The following is a 13,093-nucleotide window of genomic DNA, read 5'->3' as shown; positions in this document are numbered from 1 at the left end:
GCTCAAGCCGGCAGCGGGCGGTTTACCAAGGTGGCGCGGTTAACCTGCACGCCAGGCAGGCGGGTCAGGCGCAGGGCGTTGAGTACCACGATCAACGAGCTGAGCGACATGCCGATGGCTGCCCAGATCGGGGTTATCCAACCCAGCGCGGCAAACGGCAGCATAAGCCCATTGTACAGCCCGGCCCACAGCAGGTTTTCGATGATGACCCGCCGCGTGCGCCGCGCAGGGTAAAGGCTTGCACCAGCGCGTCGAGGCGGTTGGACAGCAGTACCGCATCGGCGCTGGTTTTCGCAAGGTCGGTGGCCGAACCCATGGCCACGCTGATGTCGGCGGCGGCGAGCACCGGCACATCGTTGACGCCATCGCCGAGCATCAATACCTTGCGGCCCTCCTTGTGCAGCCGTTGCAGCACCGCAAGCTTGCCATCGGGGGGCAGGCCGCCGTGAGCTTCGTCGATGCCCAGCGCCAACGCGACACTGGCGACCATCGGTGAGCTGTCGCCCGACAGCAACAGCGTACGCCAGCCACGCGCCTTGCACGCGGCCAGCAGCGCCGGTGCGTCGCTGCGCAGGCGGTCATCCAGTACGAACCAGGCGAGGGCACCTTCGCGGTCGCCGAGCAGCAGCCATTGCCCGGCGTCGTCCGGTGATGCGGGCGGTGTGCAACCACTCAACTGGCAAACAAAAGCGGGCTGGCCAATGCGCAACAGGCGTTCGCCCACGCGGCCTTCGAGGCCGAGCCCAGGGAAACTCAAGACTGCCTCGGCGGCCAGCGGCGCACGGCCAAAGGCGCGCGCAATCGGGTGTTCCGAGCGGTTCTCCAGCGCGGCGGCAAGGCTCAGGCAGTCATCGCTGTTTAACGCGCTCAAGGCGCGAATCGCGCGCAGTGCCAGGCGGCCTTCGGTGAGGGTGCCGGTCTTGTCGAAAATAACCGTGTCGATCTGGTTCAAGCCTTCCAGCACATGGCCGCGCGTCAGCAGCAGCCCGAGTGTGTGCAAAGTGCCGGTGGCGGCGGTGAGTGCGGTGGGCGTGGCCAACGACAGTGCGCAGGGGCAGGTTGCGACCAACATGGCGAGGACGATCCAGAACGCCCGCGCTGAGTCCAGTTGCCACCACACCACGCCAATCACCACCGCCGCGATCAGCGAGCAGAGCAAAAACCACTGCGCGGCGCGGTCGGCGATTTGCGCCAGGCGTGGCTTCTCGGCCTGGGCGCGCTCCAGCAGGCGTACGATGGCGGACAAGCGCGTGTCATGCCCCAGCGCACGCACTTCGACGGTCAGCGCGCCGTCGACATTGAGCGTGCCCGCGGTGACGCTGTCGCCGCTGCGCCGGGGTTGCGGCAGGTATTCGCCAGTGAGCAGCGACTCATCGATGCTCGACTGGCCGTCGAGGATCACGCCGTCCGCCGGCAGCACTGCGCCGGGGTGTACCAGCACGCGGTCGCCCAACGCCAGTTCGCTCAGCAGGATGCGTTCGCTCTGGCCGTCACGTTTGAGGCGCAGGCACGAGGCGGGCAATACGTTGACCAGTTGCGCGGTGGCCGCCGCCGTGCGTTCGCGGGCGCGGCGCTCCAGGTAGCGGCCTGCGAGCAGGAACAGCGCGAACATGCCCACCGCGTCGAAATACAGCTCGCCCACGCCGGTAATCGCGGTCCAGATACCCGCCAAATACGCGCCGCCAATCGCCAGCGACACCGACACGTCCATGGTCAGGTGGCGCGTGCGCACATCGCGCATAGCGCCTTTGAAAAATGGCGCGCAGCTGTAAAACACGATGGGCGTTGTCAGAAACATCGCAACCCAGCGCAGGATCACATGCAGCTCCGGGCTCAGGTCGATATTGAATTCGGGCCAGGTGGCCATGGTCGCCATCATCGCCTGGAACCACAGCAACCCGGCGACGCCGAGCTGGCGCAAGGCCCGGCGATTGTCGCTGGCCAGTTGCTCGGCGGCGCGGTCGGCTTGATACGGGTGGGCGACGTAGCCGATATGGCGCAGTTCGCTCAGTAGCTGGCTCAACGGTAATTGCGCAGCGGCCCAGCGGACCTGCAGGCGGTGGTTGGACAGGTTCAGCCGCGCCTCGGCCACGGCCGGCAGGCGGCGCAGGTGTTTTTCGATCAGCCAGCCACACGCGGCGCAACTGATGCCCTCCATCAGCAGCGTGGTTTCAGACAGCTCACCGTCATGGCGCACGAAGGGTTTTTGCACGTCGGCGCGGTCATACAGCGCCAGTTCGTCCACTAGCTGCACCGGCAGCGCCTCGGGGTTGGCCGAGGCTTCGCTGCGGTGTTGGTAATAGTGCTGCAGGCCACCGGCCACAATCGCTTCGGCCACCGCCTGGCAGCCCGGGCAGCAGAGCTCGCGGGGTTCGCCGAGGATCACGGCCGTGAAGCAACTGCCCGATGGCACGGGCAGGGCGCAGTGGTAGCAGGGGGTGGTCATGGTTTGGAATCTATAGTGGCGGGCAGGGCCTCATCGCGAAGCGCAGGTTTTTATTTTTTCAGCTCTTCAGCACCTTGCAGCGGTTCATCACCCAGCAGCAAGTCCTTGTCGTGGCTGACCTGTTCTTCTTCGAACAGGCGCCAGGTTCTGTCGCCCTCGACGCCGAGTAACTCGACGAAGCGCCGGCCTTCGACCGTGTCGGTGACCTGGCCGATATAGCGGCCGGGTTCGCTGGCACTGCGCGCCAGGTTGATCTTGCGATCCTTCTCGGGCTGCGTCGGCGAAATCAGGTTGAGTTCCAGCGTGGCCGGGTTGCTGTTGCCGGTCAGGTGCAACTCGACTTCGCCGGTCAGCGCGTCCAGGTGCATCCTGGCGCGCAGTTGCAGGGTTTGCGCGAGCAGCTCGCGGTCCAGCGAGCGGTTGATGCCTTTACCGGCCTCGTAGTAGTTGTCGTTGACCAGGTTATCGGGGTTGTTTACCGCGATGGTCACCATGGACAAGGTCAAGGTCACCGAGCAGGCCAGTATGGCGATGATGATCCAGGGCCAAAGGTGCTTGTACCAAGGGCTTGCGGCGTTAGCGATGGGCATTGTTTTGCGCTCTTCCTGTTAACGGACCTGTGGGCCGATGAATCGGCTCTTGGCTTCAATGTGCACGCTGTCGTCGTCCGCATCGCGCAGGATGAATTTCACCTCGTTGGTGGTCGACGGCATCTGTTCCGGCGCGCTCGACAGCTCTACCGGCAGGCTGAAAATCTCCCCGGCCGCGACCTTGATTTCACGCAGGCCTTGCAGCTTGAGGTCCGGCAGGCCCGAGGCGTCGAGCACGTAGGTGTGGTCGCGCTGGTCCTTGTTCATGATCTTCAAGCTGTAGACGTTTTCGATCCGCCCTTCGGCGTTTTCGCGGTACAGCACGCGGTCCTTGCTGACGTCAAAACCGACCAGCGAACGCATGAAGAATGCCCCCGCCAACAGGCCGATCATCGCCAGCAATACCAGCGCGTAGCCGATCAGGCGCGGGCGCAAGGTATGAGTTTTCTGCCCGGACAGGTTGTGTTCGGTGGTGTAGCTGATCAGGCCGCGCGGGTAGTCCATCTTGTCCATGATGGTGTCGCAGGCGTCGATACACGCCGCGCAACCGATGCACTCGATTTGCAGGCCGTCGCGGATGTCGATACCGGTGGGGCACACCTGCACGCACATCGTGCAGTCGATGCAATCGCCAAGGCCTTGAGCCTCATAGTCGATGCCTTTTTTACGCGGGCCACGTACTTCGCCACGGCGTGGGTCGTACGACACGATCAGCGTGTCTTTGTCGAACATCACGCTTTGGAAGCGCGCATACGGGCACATGTAGATGCACACCTGTTCGCGCAGCCAACCGGCGTTGCCATAGGTGGCGAGCGTGAAGAAACCCACCCAGAAATACGACCAGCCATCGGCCTGGCCGGTGAAGAACTCGAACACCAGTTCACGGATCGGCGAGAAGTAGCCGACGAAGGTCATGCCGGTGGCAAAACCGATCAACAGCCACAGCGTGTGCTTGCTGAATTTGCGCAGAAATTTGCTCGCGCCCATCGGCATTTTGTCGAGCTTGATGCGCTGGTTGCGGTCGCCTTCGGTGACCTTTTCGCACCACATGAAAATCCACGTCCACACGCTTTGCGGGCAGGTATAACCGCACCACACGCGCCCGGCGTACACGGTGATAAAGAACAGGCCAAAGGCTGCAACGATGAGAATGCCCGAAAGCAGGATGAAATCCTGTGGCCAGAACGTCGCGCCAAAAATGAAGAATTTACGCTCCGGCAGGTTCCACCACACCGCCTGATGGCCGCCCCAGTTCAGCCACACGGTGCCGAAGTACAGCAGGAACAACGCGGCGCCGCCGAGCATGCGCAAATTGCGAAAAAAGCCGGTGAATGCGCGCGTGTAGATTTTCTCTCGCGAGGCATAGAGGTCGACGGTTTTGGCAGGCGGGGTAATGTCATTTACCGGTATCTGGTTGCTCATCATTGCATCCCACGGCAGTGGAAATTTGCCTCGGCCAGTACGTGCCAACCGGGGTCAAACAAGGGTGTTGCAGTGGCGTAATGATACGCCCGCGATGGCGCTGAAAGGGTGCGACCTTTGGTCGCGTTGGGGTAAATCAATTGATGGTGTATGTGATCTGGGTCAATTGACTTTGCAAGTATGGCCGGTTTCCAAGCGCAGGTTGTTCATTCATCCCACGGATTAATCACCGCAACGCCGCTGGATTTAAAGTCTCTGACGTTACGCGTGACGACAGTGAGGCCATGCACCAGCGCGGTGGCGGCAATCAATGCGTCACTTTCGTTGGCCTGGTCCGGCACCTGCAGGTGGGCGCAACGCAACGCAACGGCGGCATCGACCGGCAGAATTCTGGCATCGAACGCCGGCATCACATGACGCTTTAGCCAGGTACGCAACACCTTTCCCTGGGCCGGGTCTCTGCGCTCCATGCGCAATACGCCTGTTTCCAATTCTTTAAGCGTAATCGCGGAGATAAACAGATGCAGCGCAATGACGCTTTTGGCCCAAGCGACAACGTTTGCATCCGCCTGGGGTTTACGAAGTTCAGAGATGACGTTGGTATCGAGTAGATACATCAAGAGAGGTCCACGGGTCGGTGAGTGATCACGGCACGTTTGGTTTCGAAGTCTATTGCGGCCGCTTCCTCCATCACCAGCAGGTCAACGATGTCGGCATTGAGGCCTGTCAGTTTCTGGTAGTCCTCAATGCTTAGCAGTACATGCGCGGGCTTGCCTCGATCGGTGATAAAAACCGGCCCCTGGCGGGCGGCTTTTTTGGCACCGCTTGTGTCTTGATTGAATTCACGGCTGGAAATAGTAGTGGTGGTCATGGGGGATTCCCCTTCGTCGGGCTAGATGTAGTTACGTTACTACTTGGCGCGGGGGCGCCGCAAGCCCGAAGCTACGAGTGGTCATGGGGCTCTCCTGCGGGCAGCAACCACACGGCGTTACTGCTCGTCGGCAGGTTTGTCCGCATGCGACAAGCTGTACACATACGCCGCCAGTAAGTGCACTTTGTCGTTGCCTTGCAGCAACTCCTGCGCAGGCATCTGGCCCTGACGGCCATAACGGATGGTCTGCTGCAACTGCGCGAAGCTCGACCCATAAATAAACGCGCCGGGGTGGGTGAGGTCGGGCGCGCCCATGGCGGGCGTGCCTTTACCGGCCGGGCCGTGGCAGGCCACGCAGTTGGCGGCGAAGAGCTTGGCGCCATTGGCCACGTCGGCCTTGGCGCCTTCAGGCAGTGTGCGACCGTCCAGCTTGGTCACTACAAAACCCGACACGTCAGCCACGCCTTGTTCGCCAATGATGTCGGCCCAGGGCGGCATCACCGCGTGGCGGCCTTTAAGAATGCTTTCCTTGATGGCGTCGGGGTCGCCGCCCCAGCGCCAGTCGGCGTCGGTCAGGTTAGGGAAGCCGTAGGCGCCTTTGGCGTCGGAGCCGTGGCACACCGAGCAGTTGGAGGCGAACAGGCGGCCGCCCATCTTCAAGGCTTGCGGGTCTTTGGCGACTGCTTCAATCGGCATTGAGGCGAATTTGGCGAAGATCGGGCCGAACCTGGCCTCTGACCTGGCCATTTCCTTTTCCCATTCGTGCACGCCGGTCCAGCCGGTTTTGCCATTGGCGAAGTGGGTTTGCGTGTCGTTGTCGAGGTAGTTGTAGCCCGGCAGCAGGCCTTTCCAGTTGCCCAGGCCGGGGTAAAGCACCAGGTAGCCGAGGGCGAAAATGATGGTGCCGACAAACAGCATGAACCACCACTTGGGCAGCGGGTTGTCGTATTCCTCGATGCCGTCAAACGAGTGGCCGACGGTCTCGTCCGTTTGTTCGGTGCGCTGGCCTTTGCGGGTAGACAGCAGCAGCCAGGTCAGCGCGAAAATAGTCCCCAGGGTGAGGACTGTGACGTACAGGCTCCAGAACGTAGTCATTCGTTGCTGCTCCTGGACGTTTGCTCGACTTGCTTGATGGCGTGCGGGTCATCCGCAAAAGGCAGCAGGGTTGCCTCGTCGAACGCCGACTTGCGTTTGGGGCTGAACACCCACAACGCCAGGCCGATAAAGGCCACCATCACCACCAGGGTGCCCAGGCCACGAATCATGCCGATATCCATGCAGGTCACCGTTTGCTTTTGATGAGGGTGCCAAGGCCTTGCAGGTAGGCCACCAATGCGTCCATTTCGGTCTTGCCCTTGACGGCGGCGGCTGCACCGGCGATGTCTTCGTCGGTGTAGGGCACGCCCAGCGTGCGCAAGACTTCCATCTTCTTCGCGGTGTCCTTGCCGTCCAGCTTGTTTTCGACGAGGAACGGGTACGCCGGCATTTTTGACTCAGGCACCACGTTGCGCGGGTTGTACAGGTGCGCGCGGTGCCAGTCGTCCGAGTAACGTGCGCCGACGCGGGCAAGGTCCGGGCCGGTACGTTTGGAGCCCCACAGAAACGGGTGGTCCCACACGCTTTCACCGGCGACCGAGTAGTGGCCATAACGCTCGGTTTCGGCGCGGAACGGTCGGATCATCTGCGAATGGCAGCCCACGCAACCGTTGGCGATGTAAACGTCGCGGCCTTCCAGTTCAAGCGCGGTGCGCGGCTTCATGCCTTCCACCGGCTTGTTGGTCACGTCCTGGAAAAACAGCGGAACGATCTGCGTCAGGCCGCCGATGCTCACGGCGATAACCATGAGAAAAGCCAGCAGGCCGATATTTTTTTCGACGACTTCATGCTTCATCAGTGCGCTCCCACAACGGCGATTCTGGCGGCGGCTTCGGCTTCTTTAGGGTCCGAAGCCCGCACGGTGCGCCATACGTTGTAGGCCATGAACAGCATGCCGCTGGCGAAGAACGTACCGCCCACGGCGCGCACGATGTAGCCGGGGTGGCTGGCTTGCAGCGCTTCGACGAAGGAGTAGGTGAGCGTGCCGTCATCGTTGATCGCGCGCCACATCAGGCCTTGGGTGATGCCGTTGACCCACATCGAGGCGATGTACAGCACGGTGCCGATGGTGGCCAGCCAGAAGTGCGTGTTGATCAGCCCGACGCTGTGCATCTGCGCACGGCCGAACAGTTTGGGGATCATGTGGTACAGCGCGCCGATGGAGATCATCGCCACCCAACCGAGGGCGCCAGCGTGCACATGGCCGATGGTCCAGTCGGTGTAATGCGACAGCGAGTTGACGGTTTTGATTGCCATCATCGGCCCTTCGAAGGTCGACATGCCGTAGAACGCCAGCGACACCACCAAAAAGCGCAGGATCGGGTCGGTGCGCAACTTATGCCAGGCGCCGGACAGCGTCATCATGCCGTTGATCATGCCGCCCCAGCTTGGCGCCAGCAGGATGATCGACATCGCCATGCCCAGCGATTGTGCCCAGTCCGGCAGCGCCGTGTAGTGCAAGTGGTGCGGGCCGGCCCAGATGTACAGGGTGATCAGCGCCCAGAAGTGCACGATGGACAGGCGATACGAATAAATAGGACGCTCGGCCTGTTTGGGCACGAAGTAATACATCATCCCGAGAAAACCGGTGGTCAGGAAAAAGCCCACGGCGTTGTGGCCGTACCACCACTGGATCATCGCGTCGGTCGCCCCGGCGTAGGCCGAATAGGACTTGAACCAACTGACCGGCAATGACGCGTGGTTGACGATGTGCAGCATCGCCGTCACCAGGATAAACGCACCGTAAAACCAGTTACCCACATAGATGTGCTTGGTCTTGCGCTTGACGATGGTGCCGAAGAACACCACAGCGTAGATGACCCAGACGATTGCCAGCAAAATCGCAATTGGCCATTCCAGCTCGGCGTATTCCTTGGTGGTGGTGTAACCCAGCGGCAGGGTGATGATGGCGCCGAGGATAACCGCTTGCCAGCCCCAGAAAGTGAAGGCGGCGAGGCCATCAGAGATCAGTCGCGCCTGGCAGGTGCGCTGCACAACATAGTAGGAAGTGGCAAACAGCGCACAACCACCGAAGGCGAAAATCACCAGGTTAGTGTGCAGCGGGCGCAGGCGGCCAAAGGTCGTCCAGGGCAAACCGAAATTCAGTTCCGGCCACACCAGTTGCGAGGCAATGAACACCCCGAGCCCCATGCCAAGGATGCCCCAGACCACCGTCATGATGGCGAACTGGCGGACCACCTTATAGTTATAAGCAGTCGGGCTGATTGCTGCGCTCATTCTAAGGTTCCACGGTTTAGGTTTTTTATAATTGAATTTCGGCCGCAGTATGTAGAAAGCGAAGGGCCATTGCAACGCAATGGCTGACCGCTACCGAAGCGTTCCGCGCCAGATTCTGCGCCCTTTCCATATAGGGTGTAAGGACAATTTCAGCACTCTAAAGCTGATCGAGTGGACAAGAAATATAGCAGGTTGCGAAGCGCTTGGTTAGGCGCACAAAAAATCGGTCCGCTGTGCGGGCAAGCGTAGACCCGAATGGCAGGAGGGGACAGGGATGTATTGGACCAACACAAGCAATCACCTGTGGTCAGCAGGCTAACTGTGGCGAGGGGGCTTGCTCCCGATGGGCTGCGCAGCAGCCCCAAAATCCCGGGAGCGCTGCGCACTCCAACGCGAGCAAGCCCGCTCGCCACAAGGGCGAGCAGGGCGAGTGGTTATTGCGCGGGGTGGGAAAGGCTGTACACGTAGGCCGCCAGCAAGTGCACCTTGTCATTGCCTTGCAGCACGTCCTGCGCTGGCATCTGGCCCTGGCGGCCGTGGCGGATGGTCTGTTGCAACTGCGCCAAACTGGTGCCGTAGATAAAGCCGCCGGGCTCGGTCAGGTTCGGCGCGCCCATGGCTTCTACGCCGTGGCCTTGTGGGCCGTGGCAAGCGACGCAGGTGCTGCTGAACGCGGCTTGACCGGCGACGAGGTCGGCGCTGTTGTCAGCCGGCAACGGCAGTTTGGCCAAGTCGTGGCGCACGTAGGCGGCAAGGTTTTTCACCGCGTCTTCGCCCAGCACTTCACCCCAGGCCGGCATCGCCGCGTGGCGACCGTTCAGGATGGTGGCTTTGATTGCCTCGGCCGAACCGCCCCAGCGCCACAGGTTGTCGGAAAGGTTCGGGAAGCCGTAGCCGCCCTTGGCATCCGAGCCGTGGCACACCGCGCAGTTGGAGGCAAACAACCGACCGCCCATTTTCAGCGCTTGCGGGTCTTTGGCGACTGCTTCCACCGGCATCGCCGCGAATTTGGCGAAGATCGGCCCGAACCGGGTGTCGGCGCGCGCCATTTCCTTGTCCCACTCCTTGGCCGAGGTCCAGCCGTCTTCGTAGCCCGGCAGCACGCCTTTCCAGTTGCCCAGGCCCGGGTAGAGGATCAGGTAGCCGACCGCGAACACCAGCGTGCCGGCGAACAGCATGAACCACCACTGCGGCAGCGGGTTGTCATATTCCTCGATGCCGTCGAAGGCGTGGCCCATGGTCTGGTCGACACTGCCCTTGGTCTCGCCCTTGCGGGTGCCGATCAACAGCCAGGTCAGGCCGGTCAAACTGCCGAGGGTCAGTACGCAAATCCATGCACTCCAGAAAGGTGTCATGGCTGGTTGCTCCTTGTTGCAGGCTCTGGTTGAGCGTCGGATGGAGAAGGTTCATCGGCAAACGGCAGCAGGCGCGCCTGCTCGAAGTCTGCGTTGCGGCGGTTGTTGAACACCCACAGCGACAGGCCGATAAACGCGATGGCGACCACCAGCGTGCCTAGGCCGCGAATAGTCCCCGCATCGAATTCAAATCCCATGGCTCACCTCTTGCTCTTGATGGCAGTGCCGAGCACTTGCAGGTATGCAACCAGCGCGTCCATTTCGGTCTTGCCCTCGAGGCTGGCAACCGCGCCACTGATGTCGTCGTCGGTGTAGGGCACGCCGAGGGTGCGCATCACCTTCAACTTGGTCTCGGTGTGGCTGCTGTCGACCTGCGCTGTGACCAGCCACGGGTAGGCCGGCATTTTTGACTCGGGCACCACGTTGCGCGGGTTGTACAAGTGCGCGCGGTGCCAGTCGTCCGAGTAGCGCGCCCCAACGCGGGCCAGGTCCGGCCCGGTGCGCTTGGAGCCCCACAGGAACGGGTGGTCCCACACGCTTTCGCCCGCCACCGAGTAGTGGCCGTAGCGTTCGGTTTCGGCGCGGAACGGGCGGATCATCTGCGAGTGGCACTGCACGCAGCCTTCGCGGATGTAAATGTCGCGGCCTTCCAGTTGCAACGCGGTGTAGGGCTTCATGCCCTCGACGGGTGTGTTGGTCACGTCCTGGAAGAACAGTGGGACGATCTGGGTCAAGCCGCCGATACTCACGGCGAGCACCATCAGCAGCATCAGCAGGCCGACGTTTTTTTCAATCGTTTCGTGTTTCATCGCAGTCTCCTCAGGCCATCTGCGCGACAGGCGCGGCTTCGACCGGTTGCGCCGAACGCACGGTGCGCCACGTGTTGTAAGCCATCAGCAACATGCCGCTGAGGAACACTGCACCGCCCACCAGCCGCACGATAAAGCCAGGGTGGCTGGCCACCAGGGTTTCGACGAAGGAGTAGGTCAAGGTGCCGTCTTCGTTGACCGCCCGCCACATCAGGCCCTGGGCGATGCCGTTGACCCACATCGAGGCGATGTAGAGCACGGTGCCGATGGTGGCCAGCCAGAAGTGCGCGTTGATCAACCCGAGGCTGTACATCTGCTCGCGGCCGAAGACTTTCGGGATCATGTGGTACAGCGCGCCGATCGAGATCATCGCCACCCAACCCAGCGCCCCGGCGTGTACGTGGCCGATGGTCCAGTCGGTGTAGTGGGAGAGGGCGTTGACGGTCTTGATCGCCATCATCGGGCCTTCGAAGGTCGACATGCCGTAGAACGCCAGCGATACCACCAAAAAGCGCAGGATCGGGTCGCTGCGCAACTTATGCCAGGCGCCCGACAGCGTCATCATGCCGTTGATCATGCCGCCCCAGCTCGGCGCCAGCAGCACCAGCGACATCACCATGCCCAGCGACTGCGCCCAGTCCGGCAGCGCGGTGTAGTGCAAATGGTGCGGGCCGGCCCAGATGTACAGGGTGATCAGCGCCCAGAAGTGCACGATGGACAAGCGATAGGAGTACACCGGGCGTTCGGCCTGCTTGGGCACGAAGTAATACATCATCCCCAAAAAGCCCGCGGTGAGGAAAAAGCCTACCGCGTTATGCCCATACCACCACTGCACCATGGCATCCGTCGCACCGCCGTAGAGGGAGTAGGACTTGGTCAGGCTGACCGGTATTTCCAGGTTGTTGACGATGTGCAGGATGGCCACGGTGATGATGAACGCACCGAAGAACCAGTTGCCGACGTAGATGTGCCGGGTGGTGCGCTTCATCACCGTGCCGAAAAATACGATGGCATAGGCGACCCAGACGATGGTGATCAGGATGTCGATCGGCCATTCAAGTTCTGCGTATTCCTTGGAGCTGGTGTAGCCCAGCGGCAAGGTGATGGCGGCCAACACAATCACCAACTGCCAGCCCCAGAAGCAGAACGCGGCGATTTTTGGCGCGAACAGCCGGGTTTGGCAGGTGCGCTGCACCGAGTAAAACGAGCTGGCGAACAAGGCGCAGCCGCCGAACGCAAAGATCACCGCGTTGGTGTGCAGCGGGCGCAGGCGGCCGAAGCTGGTCCAGGGCAAATCGAAGTTCAGTGCAGGCCAAACCAATTGAGCCGCGAGAAAAACCCCGAGCCCCATGCCGACGATGCCCCACACCACCGTCATAATGGCGAATTGGCGGACCACCTTGTAGTTATAGGCGGTACTTAAAGTAGTGTTCATGGTTCCCCATCCACGGTTCAACCCAAGCCAGTGCGGCACTTGGGCTGGAGTTATAGGCAGACTAAAAAGCGAGGCAAGCATGGGCAAAGAGCACAAGGCCAGTATTGACGGGGATCAATGGGCGCAGTGTGTGCGCGAACGCGGCTGGTTGTGGGATGTCGCGACGCCTGCGGCGACGGGCGAGCCCGTCACGTTGATCCTGGCCCACGGCGCCGGTGCACCGATGGACTCGGCCTTTATGCATGACATGGCTGCACGCCTTGCCGGGCATGGCGTGAACGTGTTGCGCTTCGAGTTCCCGTACATGGCGCAGCGCCGCTTGGACGGCGGTAAACGCCCGCCAAACCCGGCGCCCAAACTGCTCGAAGCCTGGCGCGAGGTGTATGCCGAGGTGCGGCGTCATGTCGCTGGGAAACTGGCGATGGGCGGCAAGTCGATGGGCGGGCGCATGGCCAGCCTGCTGGCCGATGAACTGGCGGCTGATGGGTTGGTGTGCCTGGGTTATCCGTTTTATGCGGTGGGCAAGCCGGAAAAACCGAGGGTCGAGCATCTGGCCGGGCTGAAGACGCCGACATTGGTTGTGCAAGGTGAGCGTGATGCGCTGGGGAATCGTGCGGCGGTGGAAGGGTATGACTTATCGCCGAGCATCAAGGTGATGTGGCTGGTGGCGGGGGATCATGACTTGAAGCCGCTGAAGGCCTCGGGGTTTAGTCATGTGCAGCATTTGGAGGCTGCGGCGGTGCACGTGGTTGAGTTTTTGGCGCGCTGTTAAGGCCCCATCGGGAGCAAGCCCCCTCCCACATATACATTCAAATGTGGGAGGGGCGGTGCG

The 13,093-nt window shown here is 61.7% G+C and carries 13 protein-coding genes and 1 pseudogene; 1 reads left to right on the top strand and 13 read right to left on the bottom strand.

Translation table 11 applies throughout. The features are described 5' to 3' along the window. Positions 1–2: 2 nt before the first annotated feature. The 13 genes and pseudogenes from F0169_RS03755 to ccoN (F0169_RS03690) form a co-directional block, all read right to left on the bottom strand. Positions 3–2,446: pseudogene (locus F0169_RS03755) on the bottom strand (heavy metal translocating P-type ATPase). A gap of 50 nt (positions 2,447–2,496) precedes the next feature. After that, positions 2,497–3,036, bottom strand: a complete 540-nt coding sequence (locus F0169_RS03750; RefSeq protein WP_058412229.1) for a FixH family protein — start codon at positions 3,034–3,036, stop codon at positions 2,497–2,499. Positions 3,037–3,054: 18 nt separating this feature from the next. Beyond that, positions 3,055–4,458 (bottom strand): cytochrome c oxidase accessory protein CcoG, encoded by a 1,404-nt coding sequence (gene ccoG, locus F0169_RS03745; protein ID WP_152745619.1) that lies wholly within the window; start codon positions 4,456–4,458, stop codon positions 3,055–3,057. A gap of 206 nt (positions 4,459–4,664) precedes the next feature. After that, positions 4,665–5,075 (bottom strand): type II toxin-antitoxin system VapC family toxin, encoded by a 411-nt coding sequence (locus F0169_RS03740; RefSeq protein WP_152745617.1) that lies wholly within the window; start codon positions 5,073–5,075, stop codon positions 4,665–4,667. Next, a complete protein-coding gene (locus F0169_RS03735; protein WP_152745615.1) occupies positions 5,075–5,329 on the bottom strand; it encodes a type II toxin-antitoxin system Phd/YefM family antitoxin in 255 nt (84 codons plus the stop codon). Before F0169_RS03735 ends, F0169_RS03740 begins: the two co-directional genes overlap by 1 nt. Positions 5,330–5,446: 117 nt before the next feature. Beyond that, positions 5,447–6,424, bottom strand: a complete 978-nt coding sequence (gene ccoP, locus F0169_RS03730) for a cytochrome-c oxidase, cbb3-type subunit III (RefSeq protein WP_152745613.1) — start codon at positions 6,422–6,424, stop codon at positions 5,447–5,449. Next, on the bottom strand, positions 6,421–6,606 hold the full coding sequence (locus tag F0169_RS03725; RefSeq protein WP_058412224.1) for a CcoQ/FixQ family Cbb3-type cytochrome c oxidase assembly chaperone: 186 nt from the start codon (positions 6,604–6,606) through the stop codon (positions 6,421–6,423). Before F0169_RS03725 ends, ccoP (F0169_RS03730) begins: the two co-directional genes overlap by 4 nt. A 5-nt stretch (positions 6,607–6,611) precedes the next feature. Continuing rightward, on the bottom strand, positions 6,612–7,220 hold the full coding sequence (gene ccoO / locus F0169_RS03720) for a cytochrome-c oxidase, cbb3-type subunit II (protein WP_058412223.1): 609 nt from the start codon (positions 7,218–7,220) through the stop codon (positions 6,612–6,614). Further along, positions 7,220–8,662, bottom strand: a complete 1,443-nt coding sequence (ccoN, locus tag F0169_RS03715; RefSeq protein ID WP_122249753.1) for a cytochrome-c oxidase, cbb3-type subunit I — start codon at positions 8,660–8,662, stop codon at positions 7,220–7,222. Before ccoN (F0169_RS03715) ends, ccoO (F0169_RS03720) begins: the two co-directional genes overlap by 1 nt. Positions 8,663–9,096: 434 nt before the next feature. Next, positions 9,097–10,017, bottom strand: a complete 921-nt coding sequence (gene ccoP / locus F0169_RS03705; RefSeq protein WP_152745609.1) for a cytochrome-c oxidase, cbb3-type subunit III — start codon at positions 10,015–10,017, stop codon at positions 9,097–9,099. After that, positions 10,014–10,214: a cbb3-type cytochrome oxidase subunit 3 gene (locus F0169_RS03700; protein WP_058412220.1), complete on the bottom strand. Its 201-nt coding sequence runs from the start codon at positions 10,212–10,214 to the stop codon at positions 10,014–10,016. The genes ccoP (F0169_RS03705) and F0169_RS03700 overlap by 4 nt, the downstream gene beginning before the upstream one ends. A 3-nt stretch (positions 10,215–10,217) precedes the next feature. Further along, complete coding sequence (ccoO, locus tag F0169_RS03695; protein WP_152745607.1) at positions 10,218–10,826, bottom strand: cytochrome-c oxidase, cbb3-type subunit II; 609 nt, start codon at positions 10,824–10,826, stop codon at positions 10,218–10,220. A gap of 10 nt (positions 10,827–10,836) precedes the next feature. After that, the gene (ccoN, locus tag F0169_RS03690; protein WP_058412218.1) at positions 10,837–12,261 is read right to left on the bottom strand and encodes a cytochrome-c oxidase, cbb3-type subunit I; all 1,425 of its coding nucleotides are present in this window, start codon (positions 12,259–12,261) and stop codon (positions 10,837–10,839) included. A gap of 79 nt (positions 12,262–12,340) precedes the next feature. Between ccoN (F0169_RS03690) and F0169_RS03685 the strand changes: the two genes are divergently transcribed. Continuing rightward, positions 12,341–13,033, top strand: a complete 693-nt coding sequence (locus tag F0169_RS03685; protein ID WP_152745605.1) for an alpha/beta family hydrolase — start codon at positions 12,341–12,343, stop codon at positions 13,031–13,033. The last annotated feature ends 60 nt before the right edge of the window (positions 13,034–13,093 follow it).

This window comes from Pseudomonas kitaguniensis, from assembly GCF_009296165.1.
In the GTDB taxonomy this organism is placed as follows: domain Bacteria; phylum Pseudomonadota; class Gammaproteobacteria; order Pseudomonadales; family Pseudomonadaceae; genus Aquipseudomonas; species Aquipseudomonas kitaguniensis.
The sequence above is the reverse complement of the archived record's forward strand: the minus strand, read 5'-3'. Positions and strand labels throughout refer to the sequence as shown.

Coding starts and splice junctions, on each gene's coding strand:
- ccoO (WP_058412223.1), bottom strand. CDS start 7,220: ATGAAGCATGAAGTCGTCGAAAAAAATATCGGCCTGCTGGCTTTTCTC.
- F0169_RS03725 (WP_058412224.1), bottom strand. CDS start 6,606: ATGGATATCGGCATGATTCGTGGCCTGGGCACCCTGGTGGTGATGGTG.
- ccoN (WP_122249753.1), bottom strand. CDS start 8,662: ATGAGCGCAGCAATCAGCCCGACTGCTTATAACTATAAGGTGGTCCGC.
- F0169_RS03700 (WP_058412220.1), bottom strand. CDS start 10,214: ATGGGATTTGAATTCGATGCGGGGACTATTCGCGGCCTAGGCACGCTG.
- ccoN (WP_058412218.1), bottom strand. CDS start 12,261: ATGAACACTACTTTAAGTACCGCCTATAACTACAAGGTGGTCCGCCAA.
- F0169_RS03685 (WP_152745605.1), top strand. CDS start 12,341: ATGGGCAAAGAGCACAAGGCCAGTATTGACGGGGATCAATGGGCGCAG.
- F0169_RS03750 (WP_058412229.1), bottom strand. CDS start 3,036: ATGCCCATCGCTAACGCCGCAAGCCCTTGGTACAAGCACCTTTGGCCC.
- ccoO (WP_152745607.1), bottom strand. CDS start 10,826: ATGAAACACGAAACGATTGAAAAAAACGTCGGCCTGCTGATGCTGCTG.
- F0169_RS03740 (WP_152745617.1), bottom strand. CDS start 5,075: ATGTATCTACTCGATACCAACGTCATCTCTGAACTTCGTAAACCCCAG.
- F0169_RS03735 (WP_152745615.1), bottom strand. CDS start 5,329: ATGACCACCACTACTATTTCCAGCCGTGAATTCAATCAAGACACAAGC.
- ccoP (WP_152745613.1), bottom strand. CDS start 6,424: ATGACTACGTTCTGGAGCCTGTACGTCACAGTCCTCACCCTGGGGACT.
- ccoP (WP_152745609.1), bottom strand. CDS start 10,017: ATGACACCTTTCTGGAGTGCATGGATTTGCGTACTGACCCTCGGCAGT.
- ccoG (WP_152745619.1), bottom strand. CDS start 4,458: ATGAGCAACCAGATACCGGTAAATGACATTACCCCGCCTGCCAAAACC.